Below are 18,616 nucleotides of genomic sequence, written 5' to 3'. Positions count from 1 at the left end.
TATAATCTTTATTCAGTTTAAAATTATTTCGAAACAGAACAAAATCCTTGACAGATGTAATTCTAGATGTTACAATTAACAAAAAAGATTCGATATAGAAATAAATTGGGAGAAAGTATGAAAGACAGTCATTTAATAGCCTATCATATTCGTTTGTTGAATGGGCGGATTTTTCAAAAGTTACTGAATCAAGATACTGAAGCCCTTTATCGCAGTGAACAGGGCAAGATTCTCACAGTTTTATGGAATAGTGAAACGGGCTGCGCGACGGCGACAGACATTGCGCTGGCGACAGGACTTGCCAATAATACGCTGACGACTATGCTGAAAAAGCTGGAAGAACAGGGTTTGGTGAGCTTTAGTCAGTGTGGTTTAGACAAGCGAAAAAAATATGTCAAGTTGACAGAGCAAGGTTGGTCCCAAAAAGAAGTTGGCCATCGTATCAGTCAAAAACTGGATGCTATTTTTTATAAAGGCTTCTCAGAGGAAGAAATTCGCCAGTTTGAAAGTTATCAGGAACGCATCTTAGCAAATTTAAAAGAAAAAGAGGCATAAATCATGTCAAAACAAGTTGAAAATGCACAAAATTTATACATTCATGCCATTCAAGATGGGCGTGTTGCCGAGGCTCAAACTCAGTCTGTAGGGGATACCTACATTCAACACTCGACAGGTGTGCCAGATGGGAAAGAAGGGTTTGCGGCTTTCTTTGCAAATTTCTTTGAGCGCCATCCCGAGCGTGAGATGAAGATTGTTCGCACCATTGAGGATGGTAATCTAGTCTTTGTCCATGTCCATCAATATCTCAATGGCGGGGAAGCTCAATGGGTGACGACGGATACTTTCCGTTCTGATGAGAATGGTCGCATCGTGGAGCATTGGGATGTGATTGACTACTACCGCGCTCCAGAAAATGGACAGTTAGACCAGATCTTTGGAGATTTTGAAATCACGGATTTGGACAAGACAGTAGCAAATAAAAAAACCGTTCGTCGTTTCTTGACAGAAATTTTCCAAAATGGGGAGCTAGAGCAGTGGAGTGATTATGTGGCAGAAGATTTGATTCAGCATAATCACGAGATTGGCCAAGGAAGTCAGGCTTATAAAAACTATGTTGCAGAGCACGGGCTTACTTTTGACTTTGTTTTCCAGCTTTTGGGACAAGGAAACTATGTGGTTAGCTATGGACAGACTCAGATAGATGGGGTGGCTTATGCCCAGTATGACATCTTCCGTTTAGAGAATGGATTGATTGTAGAGCATTGGGACAACAAAGAAGTCATGCCTAAGGTAGAAGACTTGACGAATCGAGGGAAGTTTTAAATTGAGGACAAAGAATGATTGAATATAAAAATGTAGCGCTAGGCTATACAGAGAAGGATGTCTTGAGAGATGTCAACTTACAGATTGAGGATGGTGAATTTATGGTTTTAGTGGGTCCTTCTGGGTCCGGTAAGACAACCATGCTCAAGATGATCAACCGCCTTTTAGAGCCAACAGATGGCAATATCTATATGGATGATAAGCGGATCAAGGACTATGATGAGCGTGAGCTACGCCTTTCTACAGGCTATGTCTTACAAGCGATTGCTCTTTTTCCAAATCTAACGGTGGCTGAAAATATCGCTCTCATTCCTGAAATGAAAGGATGGAGCAAGGCAGATATTCAGCAGAAGACTGATGAATTGTTGGAGCTAGTAGGCTTGCCTGCTGATGACTATGCCCAGCGTATGCCGAGCGAGCTGTCTGGTGGTGAGCAGCAGCGGGTGGGTATTGTCCGTGCCATTATCGCCCAACCCAAAATCCTGCTGATGGACGAGCCTTTTTCTGCTCTTGATGCCATCTCGCGTAAGCAATTGCAGAGCTTGACCAAGAGTATCCATGACCAGTTTGGGATGACGACAATCTTTGTGACTCATGATACGGACGAGGCCTTGAAATTGGGGAATCGGATTGCTGTTCTGCAGGAAGGAGAGATTCGTCAAGTGGCGACACCTGAGGAAATCTTATCTGCACCTGCGACCAGCTTTGTAGCAGATTTGTTTGGAGGTGTTCAACATGGCTAATTTGTTTTCTACCTTTCAGGAGCGCTTTGGCGAATGGTTGGCAGCCTTAGGGCAACATCTCCAGCTGTCTCTTCTGACCTTACTGGTGGCCATCTTCTTGACCATTCCGCTCGCTATTTATCTCCATAGTCATAAAAAAGCAGCCAATTGGGTACTGCAAATTGCAGGGATTTTTCAAACCATTCCTTCAATGGCCTTGCTGGGACTCTTTATCCCCCTCATGGGGATTGGCACACTTCCGGCACTGACTGCCCTGGTGATCTACGCTATTTTCCCGATTTTAGAAAATACTGTCACTGCTTTGAATGGGATTGATCCTAGTTTAGAAGAAGCTGGAATCGCCTTTGGGATGACCAAGTGGGAGCGACTCAAAAAGTTTGAACTGCCTCTAGCTATGCCCGTCATCGTGTCAGGAGTTCGGACGGCAACGGTAATGGTTATCGGAACAGCAACTCTAGCAGCACTTGTTGGAGCTGGCGGACTAGGTTCTTTTATCCTTCTAGGAATTGACCGTCGCAATGCCAGTCTGATCTTGATTGGAGCAATTTCATCCGCAGTTTTGGCTATTCTTTTCAACAGTCTTCTTAAATGGATGGAAAAGGCTAAGCTTCGGACGGTATTTACAGCTTTTGCAGTCTTAATGCTCGGACTTGGCGCTTCTTATACGCCAAGTTTGCTACCGAAACAGGAGGAGGATCATCTGGTTATTGCTGGGAAATTAGGTCCAGAACCAGAAATTCTTATGAATATGTATAAACTCCTCATCGAGGAAAATACGGATATGACTGTTACGGTCAAACCAAACTTTGGTAAAACCGACTTCCTTTATCAGGCTTTAAAGAAAGGCGATATTGATATCTATCCTGAGTTTACCGGTACGATTACTGGAACCCTCTTGCAGCCTGCTCCAAAGGTCAGCAATGATGCTGAAGAAGTTTTTGAAGCAGCACGTGATGGAATCAAAAAACAGGACAATCTAGTCTTGCTCAATCACATGGCTTATCAAAATACCTATGCTATTGCTGTACCTAAGAGTGTCGCCAAAGAATACAATCTTAAAACCATCTCTGATCTTAAAGCAGTCCAAGACAAGCTCAAGGCTGGGTTTACCTTGGAATTTAACGACCGTGAAGATGGAAACAAGGGACTTCAATCTGTCTATGGACTGAATCTCAATGTGTCAACCATGGAACCAGCCCTTCGCTACCAAGCTATCCAGTCGGGTGATATTCAAATCACGGATGCCTATTCGACTGACGCAGAACTTGCGCGTTATGATTTACAAGTTTTAGAAGACGATAAGCACCTTTTCCCTCCTTATCAAGGGGCACCTCTCCTGAAGGCTGAATTGTTAGAAAAACACCCTGAATTGGAAGGTGTTCTCAATAAGCTGGCTGGTAAAATTACGGAAAGCCAGATGAGTCAGATGAATTATCAAGTTGGCATTGAAGGCAAAAAAGCGGAAGCTGTTGCGCGTGATTATCTGGTTAAGGAAGGACTTCTAAAAAAATAAGAAGTAAAAGAGTTAGACTTATAAGGTCTAGCTTTTTTGCTTACTTGTGGATAGACAGAATACGGATTGAAGGAGATGTGTCTATCTCTTAGTCAGGAAATCTTCATTCATTTTTGGTATAATAAAGTATCAATGCGTGGAGGTGTTTCGATGGCATCTAGTCAAGAATATTTGGATTTTATCCTGAAGCAGCTGGAGGGCTTAGGCCAAGAAATCAGCTTTCGCAAGATGATGGGGGAATATCTGCTCTATTATCGAGGTCGCTTATTCGGCGGGATTTATGACAATCGCTTGCTGCTCAAGCCGGTCCAGCCAGCCCTGGATTTTTTTGAAAATCCAGTTTATGAGTCCCCTTATCCAGGCGCAAAGTCAATGCTTCATATAAAAGAAGTAGAAGATGCTGCCTTTCTCTGTAATTTGATTGAAGCTTCCTATCCTGCCTTACCAGCACCAAAAAAGAAAAAATAGTCTTTCCTTTTCAATGGATATTCTAAAAAGTTGCCGTTTAAATAGACATTTTTTGAATTTTCCTTTATAATGGACTTAAAGGAGGTTTGGTATGCTTTATATTGCTCTTATTGGAGATTTAATAGAATCCAAACAGCTGAAAAATCGCAAACAGGCGCAGAAGGACCTGCAGGACATGATGGCGGTGCTAAATCAGGATTATCGGGATTATCTGGTGTCACCTTTCACGGTGACGACTGGAGATGAGTTTCAGGCTTTGCTGCGGCCTAATCCAGAGATTATGCAGCTCCTTGATCAGATTGCCTTGGGCTTTCCTCACCCAATTCGCTTCGGGCTTGGCCTGGGGGAGATTGTGACGGATATCAATCGGGAGCAGAGTATTGGTGCCGACGGTCCGGCCTACTGGAGGGCGCGCGCAGCTATTGAGGCTATTCATGAGAAGAACGACTACGGCAGCAGCCGTATAGCTGTATCCTTAGGAGATGAAGAGCTCAGTCAGGCGGTCAATACGGTGCTGGCAGCTACTTCATTTATTCAAAGCAAGTGGAATAACAGTCAGAGAGAGGTTCTGGAGCGGATGCTTATGGAATATATCTATGACGAGAATTTTTCTCATGGGGAAATAGCAGAGCTGTTGCAGATTAGTCCCAGTGCGCTTAGTAAGCGGCTCAAGTCGTCTGGACTGAAGATTTATCTGAGAAATCGCCGTTTAGCTATGAAAATGATTCTACAGGCAGCAGAGGAGGCTGAACAATGACAAATTTTATGGGATTTTCAGAATTTTTCATGCAGAATCCGATTCTTGTGTTGACTTTGCTGGCTCATGTACTAGCTGATTTTCAGCTTCAAAGTCAGAAATTGGCCGACCTTAAAAGCCAGCGGTTGAATTTTTTGATTCTCCACTTGGGAATTGTTCTGCTGCCCTTATTGCTCTTGGGGCTAGTCCTACCTAAGTATCTGCTATATTTCGGCTTGGTCTGGCTCAGTCATGCACTTATTGACTTCTTGAAGAATAGGTTGAATTCATCGATTGTCCGGCATCATGCTCAAAAGTTTGCCTTTATACTGGATCAGGTCTTGCATCTGATTAGCATTTTTGCTCTTTATTTTCTCTTAGGTCAACAGCAAATTCCAGCTCCTAATTGGCTGTCTGAGCGTTATCTCATGCTGCAGGCTCTCTTTTTCTTCGCACTTACTGGTAAGCCGGTCAATATCCTTTTTAAACTCTTCTTCAGCAAGTATCAGGCGGGGGAAGACAGCGGAGAGACTATTGCGGGGGCTGGTGCCATGATTGGGATTTTGGAGCGCTTGATTATGGGACTTTCCCTTATTTTCGGGCAGTTTACTGCGATTGGGCTAGTTTTTACAGCTAAGTCTATCGCCCGCTATAATAAGATTTCAGAAAGCCAGTCCTTTGCTGAATACTACCTGATTGGCTCGCTTTTCAGTATGATTGCAGTCTTGTTGGTTTACGGCTGTCTGTATTGGTAAAAATAAATAAAAAAACAGATCATCACAGCAAGGATGTTCTGTTTTTATGTTCTTATCTGTAACTCTACTCAATCATAGTATTGACAGCAGTGCCTGTTTGGTAGTCAATCTCTGCATTTGGAGAGACATTGTCCAAGAGGACATGAGACATTCCGTCCTCGTCTATTGTTTCCTTGCCACCTAGCTGAATGCTGACAACATTTCCTTCTGCGTCAAGCCCGACATACTGGAGCTCAATCTTGCGAGGAAGAAGCTCATTGTCCGTGTAAATCGGAGTAACCTTGTAATCCAGCCAGTAATCTGGATTTTCCTCTAACCAGCGCTCCAAGCGAAGTTCATAATAGAGCATGCTATCTGGATTATTGTCGTCCAGTCCTTGGAAACTGCCGGAGTTGAGCCAAGCGGTCATCGGAACGAGGTTTTTCCCTTCGTTATTGAGGCCGCTGAAAGTGAATCCAATCAGGTGAGCGCGATTCATGAGCCAAGCCCGATCATCTCCATTACCGTAGTAAAATTTGTAATTGTGCCAACCGATGGGATTGTAAGTGACCTTGGTCTCCTTTTTCTTTTTGGCTTTGTGTTGCTCCTGCATTTGGACATGAGCAGCAGTAGCCCGACCGTATTTGTCCTTTTTCCCAAGCTTTAGCTGATACTCTCCATTCAACTCCAGAGTGCCGATAGCTGTTTCATCGCTATGGTTAAGCAGCTGGACCTTAATCTGGTTCTTCTGATTGGCAGCAACATTTTCTGCAGGAAGAGCCTGTGAAAGTAACAACAAAGAGCCGGCTGACAGGACAAGCCAAGTGCCAAACCTAAACTTTTTCATAAAGAACTCCTTTTAAATAATATATCTCCGACATCATTCTACTAAAAAATAGATTGTTTGACAACTGAAACTTTTCAAAAATATTACAAAAATAAATATCTGTTCAATAAGTGCAGGGTTTGACTAGGATGTGTATTTTTCCTATAATCATAACTAGAGAAAACGCTTGTATAAATTACCTAAGGAGGTGCTTATGAGTCCATCTTTAGAGGAAATGTCACTCGAGGAGCTGTGGCAGCTTTTTCCGATTTTTTTAAGAGAGCATCAGGATGAGTGGAAAGACTGGTATGCGGAGGAACGGCTTCGGCTTTTGAGTTTTTTGCCTGCAAATCAGCTGGTTCGGATTAGTCATATTGGGTCGACATCGGTAGAGACCATCTGGGCCAAGCCAATAGTGGATATTTTACTGGAAATTCCCAAAGAAACAGATATGGCGGTAATGAAAGACTTGCTACTGCAAAATGGTTATCTGCTCATGTCAGAAAGCCAAGGGCGGATGTCATTCAATAAAGGATACACACCGAGTGGTTTTGCCGAGCGGGTTTTCCATCTGCATCTGCGCTATGAGTGTGATCATGATGAACTTTACTTTAGAGACTATTTACAGGAGCACCCTGCTGTAGCTAAAGACTATGAAAAGCTTAAGCTGTCCTTGTGGAAAAAATACGAACACAACCGTGATGCCTATACAGAGGCGAAAACAGATTTTATCAAGAACTATACAGACGAAGCTAAAAAGCTTTATGGCAGACGATACGAGAGGGAAAACAGATGATTTATCTAGCAATAGTTGGCCTTCTGATTATTCTTGCTTTTCTTTACTTAATGTACCAATCAAAGAATTTGATTTGATTACAGCATTTTAAACTCATTTTTATTAATCGAATCTAACTCAGGCGTTCCTAGAACTTAAGCGGATACTTAAGCCAGATGGAATCATCTTACTGGCATGTGAATGGAGCAAATTAGCTTATTACCAACCAGACTTTAGAAAGCAAGAAAAAGTTGAAAACTATTTGACAGACTTGGATTTATATCTCATTGATAGTCAAAAAAAGGTCCAATGGATTCTTTATAAAATCATGAAAAAATAAGGAGGTATCCTATGAAACAATTATTTTTATGTTCATATTTTGCAGGAGTCAAGGACTTGTTCAGACAATATGCGTCCGAAAAGCAATTGGGCAATAAGGTACTTTTTATCCCGACGGCTGGAAATGTAGAAGACTACAGGGGTTATATTGACGAAGCCCTGCAGACCTTTGCGGATTTGGGATTTCAGGTAGAAATTTTAGATATTTCAGCTTGTGATAGAGAGACAGCTCAGGCCAAAATTTTCCAAATCAAACTCCTCTATGTCTCTGGCGGCAATACTTTTTACCTTCTGCAAGAACTAAAGAAAAAGCAGCTTCTGTCCTTGATAAAAGAACAGATTGCGGATGGCATGGTTTATGTGGGCGAATCCGCTGGTGCTATCATCACAGCCAAGGACATTGACTATAATAAGATTATGGACGATAAGGCGGTCGCTAAGGAACTGAATGATACAGAGGCACTAAACGAGGTGGATTTTTATGTTCTTCCTCATGTTGGCGAAGAACCTTTTGTTGAAAGTGCCCAGGACACTCTGGATACATACAGCGACCAGCTGAATCTGCTTCCCCTCAATAATCACCAAGCTGTGCTTGTGAAGGGTAAAGAAGTGAGGGTTTTGGAGGAGGATAAGTAAGCAGAATATATGTTCTAGTTGACCTACTTGAGAAACTCTAATAAGAGGACTGAGTGCAATTGAGATAAACTAGATTAAACAAATTAGAATGCGAGTGTTGAACTTTGATTGAAAAAATATATGAAACACCAAGTGGAATAATTCATTATTGGACAAATGATGCTGTTGAATCATCCCAAAGTGCTCTTATCTTTTTACCTGGGCTAACTGCTGACCATAGGTTATTTGAAAAACAAATAGAATATTTTAAAGATACATATAGAGTCTTGGTTTGGGACGCACCTGGACACGCTTCATCTTATCCATTTCGTCTCGATTTTACTTTATTTGATTTTGCAACTTGGCTGGATGAAATATTTATCAAAGAGAGAATAGAAAATCCAATAGTAATTGGTCAGTCAATGGGAGGATATGTAGGACAGGTTTATGCTCAACTTTTTCCTGAGAAATTAAAAGGTCTTGTTACGATTGATTCACCATCCCTTCAAAGGAAGTATTATACAGCTATGGAATTGTGGCTCTTAAAAAATATGGAGACAATTTATAGAATCTATCCATGGAAATTTCTTTTGAAATCAGGCCCTAAAAGCGTATCAACAACAGACTATGGAAGAAAACTGATGTATGATATGATGATGATTTATGATGGCGATCAAGAAAGGTATGCTCGTCTTGCGGGATACGGATATAAGATATTTTCAGAAGCAGTGGAGAAGAAACTTTCCTATGAAGTAAAATGTCCACAATTGGTTATATGTGGAAAAGAAGATCGTGCAGGGTCTTGTATACGATATTTGAAGGCCTATGAAAGAAATACTGGGAAGTCTGTTCAATGGATTGATAAGGCGGGGCACAATTCTAATACCGACCAACCCGATATTGTAAATAGACTGATTGATGAATTTTTGGATAACAAAATTAAAGAAAGGCTTGGTTGAAAGACCAGCTTTTTGATATAATAGACTCTATGAACACAAAAGAAAAAATTTCAAATTATCAACTTTTACTGGCACAGCTGGAAGCTTTGTTGGAGGGTGAGACCAATGCTTTGGCTAATCTTTCCAATGCTAGCGCTCTGCTCAATCAAGCTTTGCCTTAATAATCACCAAGCTTTGCTTGTGGAGGGTGAAGAAGTGAAAGTTTTGGTGGAGTAATAAAATATTTTTGCCACTAATTTTAACAAAAGGTCTATAAAAAGTAAGAAAAGCTTGGTTGAAGCAACCAGCTTTTTTGCTATACTAACAGTGTAATCATAAAAAGGATATTAAAAAATGATTTCTAAAAATATTGCTATTTTAAGAAAAAGAGAGAATATTTCTCAGGAAAAACTGGCCGAGGAAATAGGTGTATCAAGGCAGACTATAGCAAAATGGGAAGCAGGAGAAAGCGTTCCAGATGTGATTTATTCCTCTCAATTAGCTGATTTTTTTGATGTGAGTTTGGATGAACTAGTACATTTAGAAAGCAATTTATTGACAACTCCTAGTTTCAAAGGGAAATATATTTTTGGAACAGTAACGGTGGGAGAGCGTGGTGAAATCCACTTACCCCCTCGGGCACGAAATATTTTTCAAATAAAAGCGGGAGATCAGCTTCTTTTGCTAGGAGATGAAAATCAAGGATTGGCGTTATTAGATCCGAATTTTTTTCTAGAAACTCCTAAGTATTTTTCAGAAAAGTAGGAGGCAATGAATGAAAAGGAAAATGATGTTAGTTATTTTGATATTGATAGCTGTTATATTGGTAAGTGCAGGGTGGTTTGCTTATCGTAATCTTCACTATGATAAGGCTAATCTTGAATATATCCGACAAGCTGGGATGATAGAAAAGCAAGTGACTTTACCAGATGGATCTCTTATAAATTATGGCGAAGGTCCCAAAAATGGTCCCCCTTTACTCCTGATCCATGGCCAGCAAGTATCTTGGGAGGACTACGCCAAGGTTTTTGGAGAATTGTCTAAGCGATATCATGTATATGCAGTAGATTGTTATGGACATGGTGGGTCTAGTAAAAATCCTGCTAAATATTCAGCACTGGAAAATAGTCAGGATTTCATTTGGTTTATTCATAATATTATAAAAGCTCCTGTGTTCATTTCAGGACATTCATCAGGAGGGCTTCTGGCAACAATGGTAGCTGCACTAGCTCCTGATACTGTTAGAGGACTATTGATAGAAGATGCACCGTTCTTTTCAACAGAGCCTAGTCGAGCACTTTCTACTTTTTCTTGGTTAGGATTTAAAGATATGTATGATTTCTTAAAAAGCGGTAAAAAAAATTATACTGCCTATTTTTTAGAACATACTTATTTAAAAAAACTTTTTGGTGAGGAAAATTTTAATAAAATTGTCAAAAAACCAGCTCTGAACTATATGAAAAATCATCCAGGAAAGATTCCTAGAATTTGGTACTATCCGCCAGAATTACAAGTGAATCTAATCTATGACTTAACAGCTAATTTACAGGATGGAACAGGAGATTACGATCTTCGTTTTGGCACAACATTTTATGATTTTTCTTGGTTCAAGGGATTTGAACAGGAAGAAATCTTGAAAAAAGTTCAATGTCCATCTATATTGCTTCATGTGGCTCGGCCTTTGAATCAGAAAAATTACTATGATAAAAATGGAATTCTATTGAGTGCTATGGATGACAAAGATGCTAAGCGAGTAGACAAACTTTTGTTGAACAATCATCTAATAGATAATATCAAGAGTGGGCATGATATTCATGCTGAAAAACCTGAGATTTTTATTCGGGCGATTGATGATTTACAAAAAAGGTGTAAATAGAATCTTAAAGGTGAGAGATGTTTTTACTTGATCTATTGGGATTTTCACTTGACGAAAAGTTTAAAGTTTATTTTAGTTGTACTTCTTATTTTTATTTCAAAAACAGTCATCAGACTGTTTTTTTGATATAATAGACTCTATGAACACAAAAGAAAAAATTTCAAATTATCAACTTTTACTGGCTCAGTTGGATGCCTTGCTGTATGGAGAGACCAATGCTTTAGCAAATTTATCGAACGCTAGCGCCCTGCTTAATCAAGCTTTGCCTCATTCGGTTTTTACTGGTTTCTATCTTTTTGATGGGAACGAGCTGATTTTGGGGCCTTTTCAGGGCGGTGTTTCCTGTATCCATATTACCTTAGGTAAGGGTGTCTGTGGGGAATCTGCGGGAAAAGAGCAGACGATTATCGTAGATGATGTGACCCAGCATGCCAACTATATCTCCTGTGACAGCAGAGCGAAAAGCGAAATTGTGGTGCCCATGGTAAAAGACGGTCGACTGCTTGGAGTATTGGATTTAGACTCGGCCTTGACGGGTGATTATGATAAGGTAGACCAGGAATATCTGGAAAAGTTCGTCCAGATTTTGCTTGAAAAGACGACTTGGAATTTTGAAATGTTTGGAGAAAAAGCCTAATGTATCAAGCTTTATATCGGAAGTACCGCAGTCAGACCTTTGGTCAGCTGGTGGGACAGCAGGTAGTAGCCACCACCCTGCGTCAGGCTGTTGAGCAAGGGAAAATCAGTCATGCTTATCTCTTTTCTGGTCCTCGTGGAACAGGGAAGACCAGCGTTGCCAAGATTTTTGCCAAGGCTATGAATTGTCCGAATCAAAAGGACGGTGAGCCCTGCAATGACTGCTATATCTGCCAGGCTATTACTGAGGGAAGCCTTGAAGACGTCATCGAAATTGACGCGGCTTCTAATAATGGGGTGGATGAGATTCGTGATATTCGGGACAAGTCCACCTATGCGCCCAGCCTAGCCAAGCACAAGGTCTATATCATTGACGAGGTTCACATGCTCTCGACTGGGGCTTTTAACGCCTTGCTCAAGACCTTGGAAGAGCCGACGGAAAATGTGGTTTTTATCCTAGCAACGACAGAGCTGCATAAGATTCCAGCGACCATTCTTTCCCGTGTCCAACGTTTTGAGTTTAAGTCTATCAAGACGCAGGACATTATTGGTCATATTGAGTGGATTTTAGAGCAGGAAGGCATTGATTTTGAGCAGGAAGGTGTGCAGATTATTGCCCGTCGAGCTGAGGGCGGTATGCGGGATGCCCTATCTATCCTCGATCAGGCTCTTAGCTTAACTCAGGAAAATCGTTTGACTACTGATATTGCTGAAGAAATCACTGGCTCTATCAGCTTGGGAGCCTTGGATGCCTATGTAGCAGCCTTGATTGCTCATGATGCTGGTGCAGCCTTGGATAATCTCAATCTGATTTTTGACAACGGTAAAAACATGGCTCGTTTTGTGACGGACCTCCTGCAATATCTGCGTGACCTGATCATTGTCAAAACTGGTGGAGAGAATCATCATGCCAGTGAGCTCTTTCTGGAAAATCTCAAGACACCGCAGGACACTCTCTTTGCCATGATAGATATGGCGACCAAGAGTTTGGCGGATATCAAGAGCAGTCTGCAACCTAAGATTTATACAGAAATGATGACCATTCGACTGGCAGAGACTGGTAGTCATCCTGCAGCGGCAGCGATTCCGGATAATCTAGCTGATGAGCTCAAGGGCCTGAGGCAAGAGATTGATAGTCTTAAGCAGCAAGTGGCTAATGGCAATGGGAAACCCGCAGTAGCTATCAAAACTTCAGATATTCGGCCGCAGAAATCTAAGGGCTACCGAGCAGACCGCAATAAGGTCAATGCCATCCTAGAAGAGGCTGTTGACAATCCAAGCCTTGCTCGCAGCAATCTGACTAAGCTGCAGAATGCTTGGGGTGAGATTATCGAAAGTCTGGCTGGAGCTGATAGGGCCTTGTTGGCAGGCTCGCAGCCGGTGGCGGCCAACGAAAGCCACGCTATCTTAGCTTTTGAGTCTAATTTCAACGCTGAGCAGACCATGAAGCGGGACAATCTCAATACTATGTTTGGTAATATCCTCAGCAATGCGGCAGGATTTTCACCAGAGATTTTGGCTATTTCCTTGGAAGAGTGGACCAAGATTCGGGCGGATTTTTCGGCTCGCAGCCGCAATGGCAAGGCAGAGGCTGAAGAGAAGCAAGAGGAAAGCTTGATTCCAGAGGGATTTGACTTTTTAGCAGAAAAAATTACCATTCAAGAGGATTAAAAAAGATTTTTCTAGGCTTTCGTGTTATAATAAAACTATGAACAGACGACAATTTATTGTGATGGCTGTTTTCACAGCCTTAGAAACCTATTTTTTCAATGAATCCATCATGGCGGGGCGCTATTTTATGGCTGCTTTCTGGGCAGTTTTGGTGCTGCGCAATCTGCAGATTTCCTATGTCATGGGGCGGATTGTGGATGAAATCGATAAACATTTAGGACCGAAATAATGAAAACAGGACTGAGCTATGAGACTCAGTCCTTTTGAAATGAAATTTTTGATTACCAACTAGTCAGTGAGACTTCGCCACTGTTGAGCCAGATTTCCTGACCATCAGTCAGCTGGACTAAGAGTTGTCCGCTGTCTGAGATGTCTTTGGCTAAACCTTGGTAGTCCACGCCTTTTTGGCTAAAGGTCACTTGTCGTCCCAGCACCAAGGAACGCTGCTTGTAGAGGTAGATGAGCTCTTCTGGGTCACTTTCGTAGAAGCATTTCCAAATCTCGGCAATGAGCTCATTGCGACTGATGGCTGGTTTCTCTTCAAAGAGGGAGCCAGCTTTTTCCTTAATGTCAGCTGGAAAGTCTTTAATGAAAAAATTGAAGCCAACACCGATGATAACATCAGTGACGAGCCCTGTCTCAATAGAAGTTGTAGCCTCGGTCAGGATGCCGGAAATTTTCTTGTTTCGATAGTAAATGTCATTGACCCACTTGATATCAACCTCCATAAGGGTTAGATTTTTTACTGCCTTGTAGATAGCTCCTGCGGTCAAGATAGTATAGGAGGGGAGCTGGTCAAAGGGGAGGTTGGGTTTGAGGTGGAGAGACATGTAAAAGCCGCCCTGGTTGGGGCAGAAGAAGGCACGACCGAAGCGGCCTCGGCCAGCAGATTGGGCAGCGGCCAGATAGAGAGTATCGGCGGGATATCCGGCCTCCATACCAGCCTTAGCATCCATCTGAGTGGACTGGCAGTCAGGATTAAAGGAGACCTGAACAGGTGAGTGTGTCTCAATCCAATCAGGAATCAGCAAGTCACCAGTTGTCAATCGATAGCCCCGGTTCTTGACGGATTCGATTTGAATACCTTCTTTTTCCAGTTTTTGGATGGCTTTCCAAATGGAAGTTCGTGAAATGCCCAATTCTTGGGCTATTTTTTCACCGTTGACATAGTCGTCAGTCTGACTGAGGATATCAAAGATTTTTTCGTAGGTTTTCATAGGCGGTCTTTCTAACTTAATGGCTGCTTTCTCTTAGTGTCAGCTTGGTTGAGAGCTTGATCATGTAAGGGATGGGACTTTCATCGGTTTTAATCACCTGATCCAGCATCTGCAGAGCTTGCTTGCCCATTTCCTCTGTAAAGACTGTCACAGTGCTGAGAGGCGGATAGACGTATTTGGCAATAGATGTATCATTAAAGGAAATAATTTGGACATCTTGGGGAACAGCTATTCCTGCTTCCTGAAGAGCACGGAGGGCACCGACTGCCAGAGCATCGCTAGCTATGAAGAATGCTTTGGGCATCTGTTCTTTTTGGTGGTCAATCAATTCTTTCATCAGCTGGTAGCCAGACTCTGAGGAGAACTTGCCGACCTTGACATAGGCCGGCTGATAAAGACCTTTTTCACTAAGGTAATGGCAGAAGCAGGCCAAGCGCGGGTCATCAAGACTTATCGTTCCGTCTGCAGTCTCTTCACGTCCAGCAATCATCCCGATTTCTCGAATGCCCTGCTGAAGAAAATGGTCGAGAACATGAGTAACGGCATGCTCAAAGTCCGTTGTCACACAGCTGTGGCCTTGGTCGAGCGTATCGCTATCCACGAAAAGCAGTGCAGGACTGTATTGCTCCAGCTCCTTGACTTGCTTGCTGCTGAATTTTCCGATGGCAATGACGCCGTCAATCTGTTCTAGCTGGCTCAGAGAGTCGTTGTTGAAAATACGCACGATATCATAGCCCAGTTCCTGGGCTTTCTTTTCGATGCCTAAGCGGATGGAGTAGTAGTAAAGATCATCCAGCTCTTCCAGCTCTGTGTACCATTCAACGATAGCGATGCGATGGGTTTGAGATGCAGTCTTTTTCTGCCTGTTGCTTTTTTTGTAGTTGAGCTGTTCAGCGATATCGAAAATCTTTTTGCGCGTCTCATCGCTGACAGACATGGACTTGTCATAGTTCAAAACCCGCGAAACAGTTGCGGGAGAAACACCAGCAGTCTGGGCGATATCTTTGATAGTAGCCATTTGATTTGGTCCTTTTTAATTTACTGTCTTCATAAATTATAACTCAAAAATTAGTAAATAACAAAGATATGTTTAGTAAAACTTAACTTTGTTCTCGAAAGGAACTGGGTGAAAAGCCAAAATATTTTTTAAAAGCCTTTGAAAAGTAAAGGGGATCTGAGAAACCTACAGAATAGGCGATAAATTGGACAGGCTCACGGGTGCTTTTGAGGAGTTGTTTAGCTCGATGCATTCGGACATATTCCAGATATTCTTTAGGTGAGCTTTGGTGCTCCTCCTTGAAAATGGTTGTTAGATAGCTGCGATGAACGGACAACTTAATTGCCATATCCTGAATGCTGAGGTTAGGATTGGGATATTGAGTGTCAATTATCTGCTTGCAGGCTAGATAGAGTTGCTGGCTTGCAGATAGGGTATTTGCTTGGGGCTTATAGGCAACACTGCCCAAGTGAAAGATGAGTTCATAAAGTTGGCCCATAATGTGGAGTTGAGCTAGTTGGTTAGATTTGGTCTGCTCGGCGAAGTAAACCAAGTTCTCAACAATTTTCCCAATCCTATCTGTTTTTCGTTCATGGTTAGCAAGTAGGTAGCAGTCTTCGGAAATCTGTGAGTGATTGAAGTAGTCATAAACCCTACCGCCAGTCATTCCCAGCCAGTAGTAAGACCAAGGTTCTTCTTTGTCAGCCTGATAAAAGGTAAGTTCATTTGGCTTGAGCAGAAAGAGATCTCCAGCTCTTAAATCGACAATGTTTCCTTTGTAATGAAATTGACCTTTCCCTTTAGTAATGTAGTGAAGAACGTAGGTATCTCTAATAGCTGGTCCAAAAGAGTAGCTAGGTGTGCACTCTTCATAACCGTAGAAGCTAAGTGAGAGATCAATTGTTCCTGTTTGGTATTCTGAAAAAACAAGCATATTTTGCCTCCTACCTAACATTTTACCATATTTCCCTAACATAATTCTATTTTGGGAAGCGATTTCATAAGGTAAAATATTAGTAAATATGGAGGTTCAGAAATGGCTATCAAAATAGACAAACATCTATTCTACATCAATACAAAAAATTCCAGTCTTATCATTGAGGAAAGGGATGGCTACCTTTTGCTTAAACACTTAGGCAGAAAAATCGAATCCTATCATTTTTCCAATACAGTATTTGAGCGAGATCATGCTTTTTCTGGTAATCCGAGATCGAATGAGAGAAGTTTTAGCTTAGATACCCAGCGGCAGGTTTTGGGTCAGCATGGTTTAGGGGACTTTCGGCAACCTTCTCTGCAAGTCCAACATGCTAATAATGAAGTAACAGATTTTCGGTTTGTTGAGAGTCAGCTGATTAAGGGAGGTTTGGAAGTTCCGGGACTGCCTAGCCCTCACAGTACAGAAGATGCTGAAACACTGGCCTTTATTTTAGAGGATACAGTAGCTCACTTACGCCTCACTCTCTATTACACAGCTTTTGAAGATAGTAATACTATTGCAACCTTTACTAAGCTGGAAAATATAGGTAGAGAGACAGCAATCATACATAAGAACTTGAGCTTAATGGCAGATTTGCCAGCAGGGACTTATGATGTGATTAGTTTACAGGGAGCTTATGCTAGGGAGAAAACAGTTCGTCGTCACAAGTTAGAACAGGGAATTTTCAAAATAGCTTCCAACCGAGGAGCTTCTGGTCACGCGCAGACTCCAAGCCTTATCCTTTGTGATAGTGAAACGACGGAAGAGGCTGGTCAAGTTTGGGCAATTCAGCTCCTTTATAGCGGAAACTTTGAAGCTTGGATTCAGCAAAATCAGTTGAATGAAGTTCGGCTAGGTATCGGTATCAATGAAGATAACTTTGCTTGGAAACTGGAAGCGGGGCAGACTTTCTATAGTCCTGTTGCTCTGTTGAATTATTCGGCTCAGGGTTTGACTGGTCTTAGTCATGAGAGCCAAGCTTTTGTTCAAGAGCATATCATTCCTAAAGCATTTGCGAAGCGAGAGCGGCCAATTTTAATCAATAACTGGGAAGCAACTTACTTTGATTTCAAAAAAGAGAAGTTGCTAGAGTTAGCAGATGAGGCACAGAAAGTTGGTATTGAGCTCTTTGTTCTCGATGATGGCTGGTTTGGCAACCGTTTTGATGACAATCGGGCTCTGGGCGACTGGTTTGTCAATGAAGATAAGCTAGGTGGCAGTTTGACGGAGCTCATAGCAGAAGTTCATAGCAGAGGATTGCAATTTGGTTTATGGGTTGAGCCAGAAATGATTTCCGTAGACAGTCAGCTGTATCGGACACATCCAGATTGGGCTATTCAAGTGCCTGATCGGGATCATACCTACTCTCGCAATCAACTCGTATTGGATTATGCTAATCCAGATGTGGTAGCCTATATCAAAGAAACACTGGATCAGCTGTTAAGTCAGCACGATATTGACTACATAAAATGGGATATGAATCGTAATATTACCAATCTTGGGAATGGCAGTAACTATCTGGCAACCAAAATGCAGTCGCATAAGCATATCTTGGGGCTTTATGAAATTGTAAAATATTTGACAGAGAAATATGAGAATATTTTATTTGAGTCCTGCTCAGGTGGTGGTGGACGAAATGATCTTGGTATGATGCGGTATTTCCCTCAAGTCTGGGCTAGTGACAATACCGATGCCATAGCTCGTTTGCCAATCCAATATGGGTCTTCTTATCTTTATCCGACTATTTCAATGGGTGCCCATGTGTCGGCAGTGCCTAATCATCAGATGGGACGAATTACTCCGCTGGCAACCCGTGGTCATGTAGCTATGATGGGAAATCTGGGTTATGAGCTTGATTTGACTAGTCTATCAGATGAAGAGAAAGCTGCGATTGCTGACCAGGTGAAGTTGTATAAAGAATTACGGCCAGTGATCCAGCTAGGGCGTCAGTATAGGCTAATCAATCCAGATGTTGGCTCCAATGAAGCAGCAGTTCAATTTAACTATGGAAATCAAACGATTGTAACCTATGTCCGAGTCTTATCAGTTGTGGAAACGATGGAAACAACCTTGAAACTAAAAGGCTTAGAGGAAGAAGAGCTTTATGAGCTACAGGGAAATGGCGCAGTTTACTCAGGTGCAGAACTCATGTATGCTGGTATCACTATGAATCTTCCGCAAGGAGATTATCTTAGCAGACAGCTGCATTTTATTAAAAAATAAGGAGGCTAGA

The 18,616-nt window shown here is 42.0% G+C and carries 20 protein-coding genes and 2 pseudogenes; 18 read left to right on the top strand and 4 right to left on the bottom strand.

Translation table 11 applies throughout. The features are described 5' to 3' along the window. Positions 1–117 precede the first annotated feature (117 nt). From K1I94_RS03965 to K1I94_RS03935, 7 genes are all read left to right on the top strand, one after another. Positions 118–555 (top strand): MarR family winged helix-turn-helix transcriptional regulator, encoded by a 438-nt coding sequence (locus K1I94_RS03965; RefSeq protein WP_223314485.1) that lies wholly within the window; start codon positions 118–120, stop codon positions 553–555. Between the two features lie 3 nt (positions 556–558). Continuing rightward, positions 559–1,323, top strand: a complete 765-nt coding sequence (locus K1I94_RS03960) for a nuclear transport factor 2 family protein (protein ID WP_223314484.1) — start codon at positions 559–561, stop codon at positions 1,321–1,323. A 14-nt stretch (positions 1,324–1,337) separates the two neighbouring features. Further along, the gene (locus K1I94_RS03955; protein WP_004191489.1) at positions 1,338–2,066 is read left to right on the top strand and encodes an ATP-binding cassette domain-containing protein; all 729 of its coding nucleotides are present in this window, start codon (positions 1,338–1,340) and stop codon (positions 2,064–2,066) included. Beyond that, positions 2,059–3,579: an ABC transporter permease/substrate-binding protein gene (locus tag K1I94_RS03950; protein ID WP_223314483.1), complete on the top strand. Its 1,521-nt coding sequence runs from the start codon at positions 2,059–2,061 to the stop codon at positions 3,577–3,579. The genes K1I94_RS03955 and K1I94_RS03950 overlap by 8 nt, the downstream gene beginning before the upstream one ends. A 150-nt stretch (positions 3,580–3,729) precedes the next feature. Next, on the top strand, positions 3,730–4,047 hold the full coding sequence (locus tag K1I94_RS03945) for a TfoX/Sxy family protein (RefSeq protein ID WP_223314482.1): 318 nt from the start codon (positions 3,730–3,732) through the stop codon (positions 4,045–4,047). Positions 4,048–4,138: 91 nt separating this feature from the next. Beyond that, positions 4,139–4,804, top strand: a complete 666-nt coding sequence (locus tag K1I94_RS03940; protein ID WP_223314481.1) for a SatD family protein — start codon at positions 4,139–4,141, stop codon at positions 4,802–4,804. Next, on the top strand, positions 4,801–5,538 hold the full coding sequence (locus tag K1I94_RS03935) for a DUF3307 domain-containing protein (RefSeq protein ID WP_002912275.1): 738 nt from the start codon (positions 4,801–4,803) through the stop codon (positions 5,536–5,538). The genes K1I94_RS03940 and K1I94_RS03935 overlap by 4 nt, the downstream gene beginning before the upstream one ends. Positions 5,539–5,602: 64 nt before the next feature. Here K1I94_RS03935 and K1I94_RS03930 read toward each other — a convergent pair whose 3' ends face one another. Next, on the bottom strand, positions 5,603–6,364 hold the full coding sequence (locus K1I94_RS03930) for a DNA/RNA non-specific endonuclease (RefSeq protein WP_002912276.1): 762 nt from the start codon (positions 6,362–6,364) through the stop codon (positions 5,603–5,605). 193 nt (positions 6,365–6,557) lie between these two features. Between K1I94_RS03930 and K1I94_RS03925 the strand changes: the two genes are divergently transcribed. The 10 genes and pseudogenes from K1I94_RS03925 (at position 6,558) to K1I94_RS03880 (ending at position 13,422) form a co-directional block, all read left to right on the top strand. Further along, positions 6,558–7,139: a GrpB family protein gene (locus K1I94_RS03925; protein ID WP_223314480.1), complete on the top strand. Its 582-nt coding sequence runs from the start codon at positions 6,558–6,560 to the stop codon at positions 7,137–7,139. A gap of 49 nt (positions 7,140–7,188) precedes the next feature. Next, positions 7,189–7,458, top strand: a pseudogene (locus tag K1I94_RS03920) (methyltransferase domain-containing protein); the annotation flags it as partial. 11 nt (positions 7,459–7,469) lie between these two features. Beyond that, complete coding sequence (locus K1I94_RS03915; RefSeq protein WP_223314479.1) at positions 7,470–8,093, top strand: Type 1 glutamine amidotransferase-like domain-containing protein; 624 nt, start codon at positions 7,470–7,472, stop codon at positions 8,091–8,093. A 104-nt stretch (positions 8,094–8,197) separates the two neighbouring features. Continuing rightward, positions 8,198–9,031: an alpha/beta fold hydrolase gene (locus K1I94_RS03910; protein WP_223314478.1), complete on the top strand. Its 834-nt coding sequence runs from the start codon at positions 8,198–8,200 to the stop codon at positions 9,029–9,031. 29 nt (positions 9,032–9,060) lie between these two features. After that, positions 9,061–9,189: pseudogene (locus K1I94_RS03905) on the top strand (GAF domain-containing protein); the annotation flags it as partial. A 175-nt stretch (positions 9,190–9,364) separates the two neighbouring features. After that, positions 9,365–9,775, top strand: coding sequence for a helix-turn-helix domain-containing protein (locus tag K1I94_RS03900; RefSeq protein ID WP_002895706.1), 411 nt, complete (start codon positions 9,365–9,367; stop codon positions 9,773–9,775). Positions 9,776–9,785: 10 nt separating this feature from the next. Further along, the gene (locus tag K1I94_RS03895; RefSeq protein WP_223314477.1) at positions 9,786–10,886 is read left to right on the top strand and encodes an alpha/beta fold hydrolase; all 1,101 of its coding nucleotides are present in this window, start codon (positions 9,786–9,788) and stop codon (positions 10,884–10,886) included. Positions 10,887–11,025: 139 nt separating this feature from the next. After that, positions 11,026–11,523, top strand: a complete 498-nt coding sequence (locus K1I94_RS03890) for a GAF domain-containing protein (RefSeq protein ID WP_223314476.1) — start codon at positions 11,026–11,028, stop codon at positions 11,521–11,523. Further along, positions 11,523–13,193, top strand: a complete 1,671-nt coding sequence (gene dnaX, locus K1I94_RS03885) for a DNA polymerase III subunit gamma/tau (RefSeq protein ID WP_223314475.1) — start codon at positions 11,523–11,525, stop codon at positions 13,191–13,193. The genes K1I94_RS03890 and dnaX overlap by 1 nt, the downstream gene beginning before the upstream one ends. Before the next feature lie 37 nt (positions 13,194–13,230). Beyond that, a complete protein-coding gene (locus K1I94_RS03880) occupies positions 13,231–13,422 on the top strand; it encodes a DUF3272 domain-containing protein (RefSeq protein ID WP_002895701.1) in 192 nt (63 codons plus the stop codon). 52 nt (positions 13,423–13,474) lie between these two features. Here K1I94_RS03880 and birA read toward each other — a convergent pair whose 3' ends face one another. The 3 genes from birA to K1I94_RS03865 form a co-directional block, all read right to left on the bottom strand. After that, a complete protein-coding gene (gene birA, locus K1I94_RS03875; protein WP_223314474.1) occupies positions 13,475–14,410 on the bottom strand; it encodes a bifunctional biotin--[acetyl-CoA-carboxylase] ligase/biotin operon repressor BirA in 936 nt (311 codons plus the stop codon). Between the two features lie 16 nt (positions 14,411–14,426). Beyond that, complete coding sequence (locus K1I94_RS03870; RefSeq protein ID WP_223314473.1) at positions 14,427–15,428, bottom strand: LacI family DNA-binding transcriptional regulator; 1,002 nt, start codon at positions 15,426–15,428, stop codon at positions 14,427–14,429. Between the two features lie 82 nt (positions 15,429–15,510). Continuing rightward, positions 15,511–16,341, bottom strand: a complete 831-nt coding sequence (locus tag K1I94_RS03865; RefSeq protein WP_223314472.1) for an AraC family transcriptional regulator — start codon at positions 16,339–16,341, stop codon at positions 15,511–15,513. Positions 16,342–16,443: 102 nt separating this feature from the next. Between K1I94_RS03865 and K1I94_RS03860 the strand changes: the two genes are divergently transcribed. Next, a complete protein-coding gene (locus tag K1I94_RS03860; RefSeq protein ID WP_223314471.1) occupies positions 16,444–18,606 on the top strand; it encodes an alpha-galactosidase in 2,163 nt (720 codons plus the stop codon). The last annotated feature ends 10 nt before the right edge of the window (positions 18,607–18,616 follow it).

The sequence above is a fragment of the Streptococcus sanguinis genome, from assembly GCF_019929145.1.
GTDB lineage: Bacteria > Bacillota > Bacilli > Lactobacillales > Streptococcaceae > Streptococcus > Streptococcus sanguinis_U.
The sequence above is the reverse complement of the archived record's forward strand: the minus strand, read 5'-3'. Positions and strand labels throughout refer to the sequence as shown.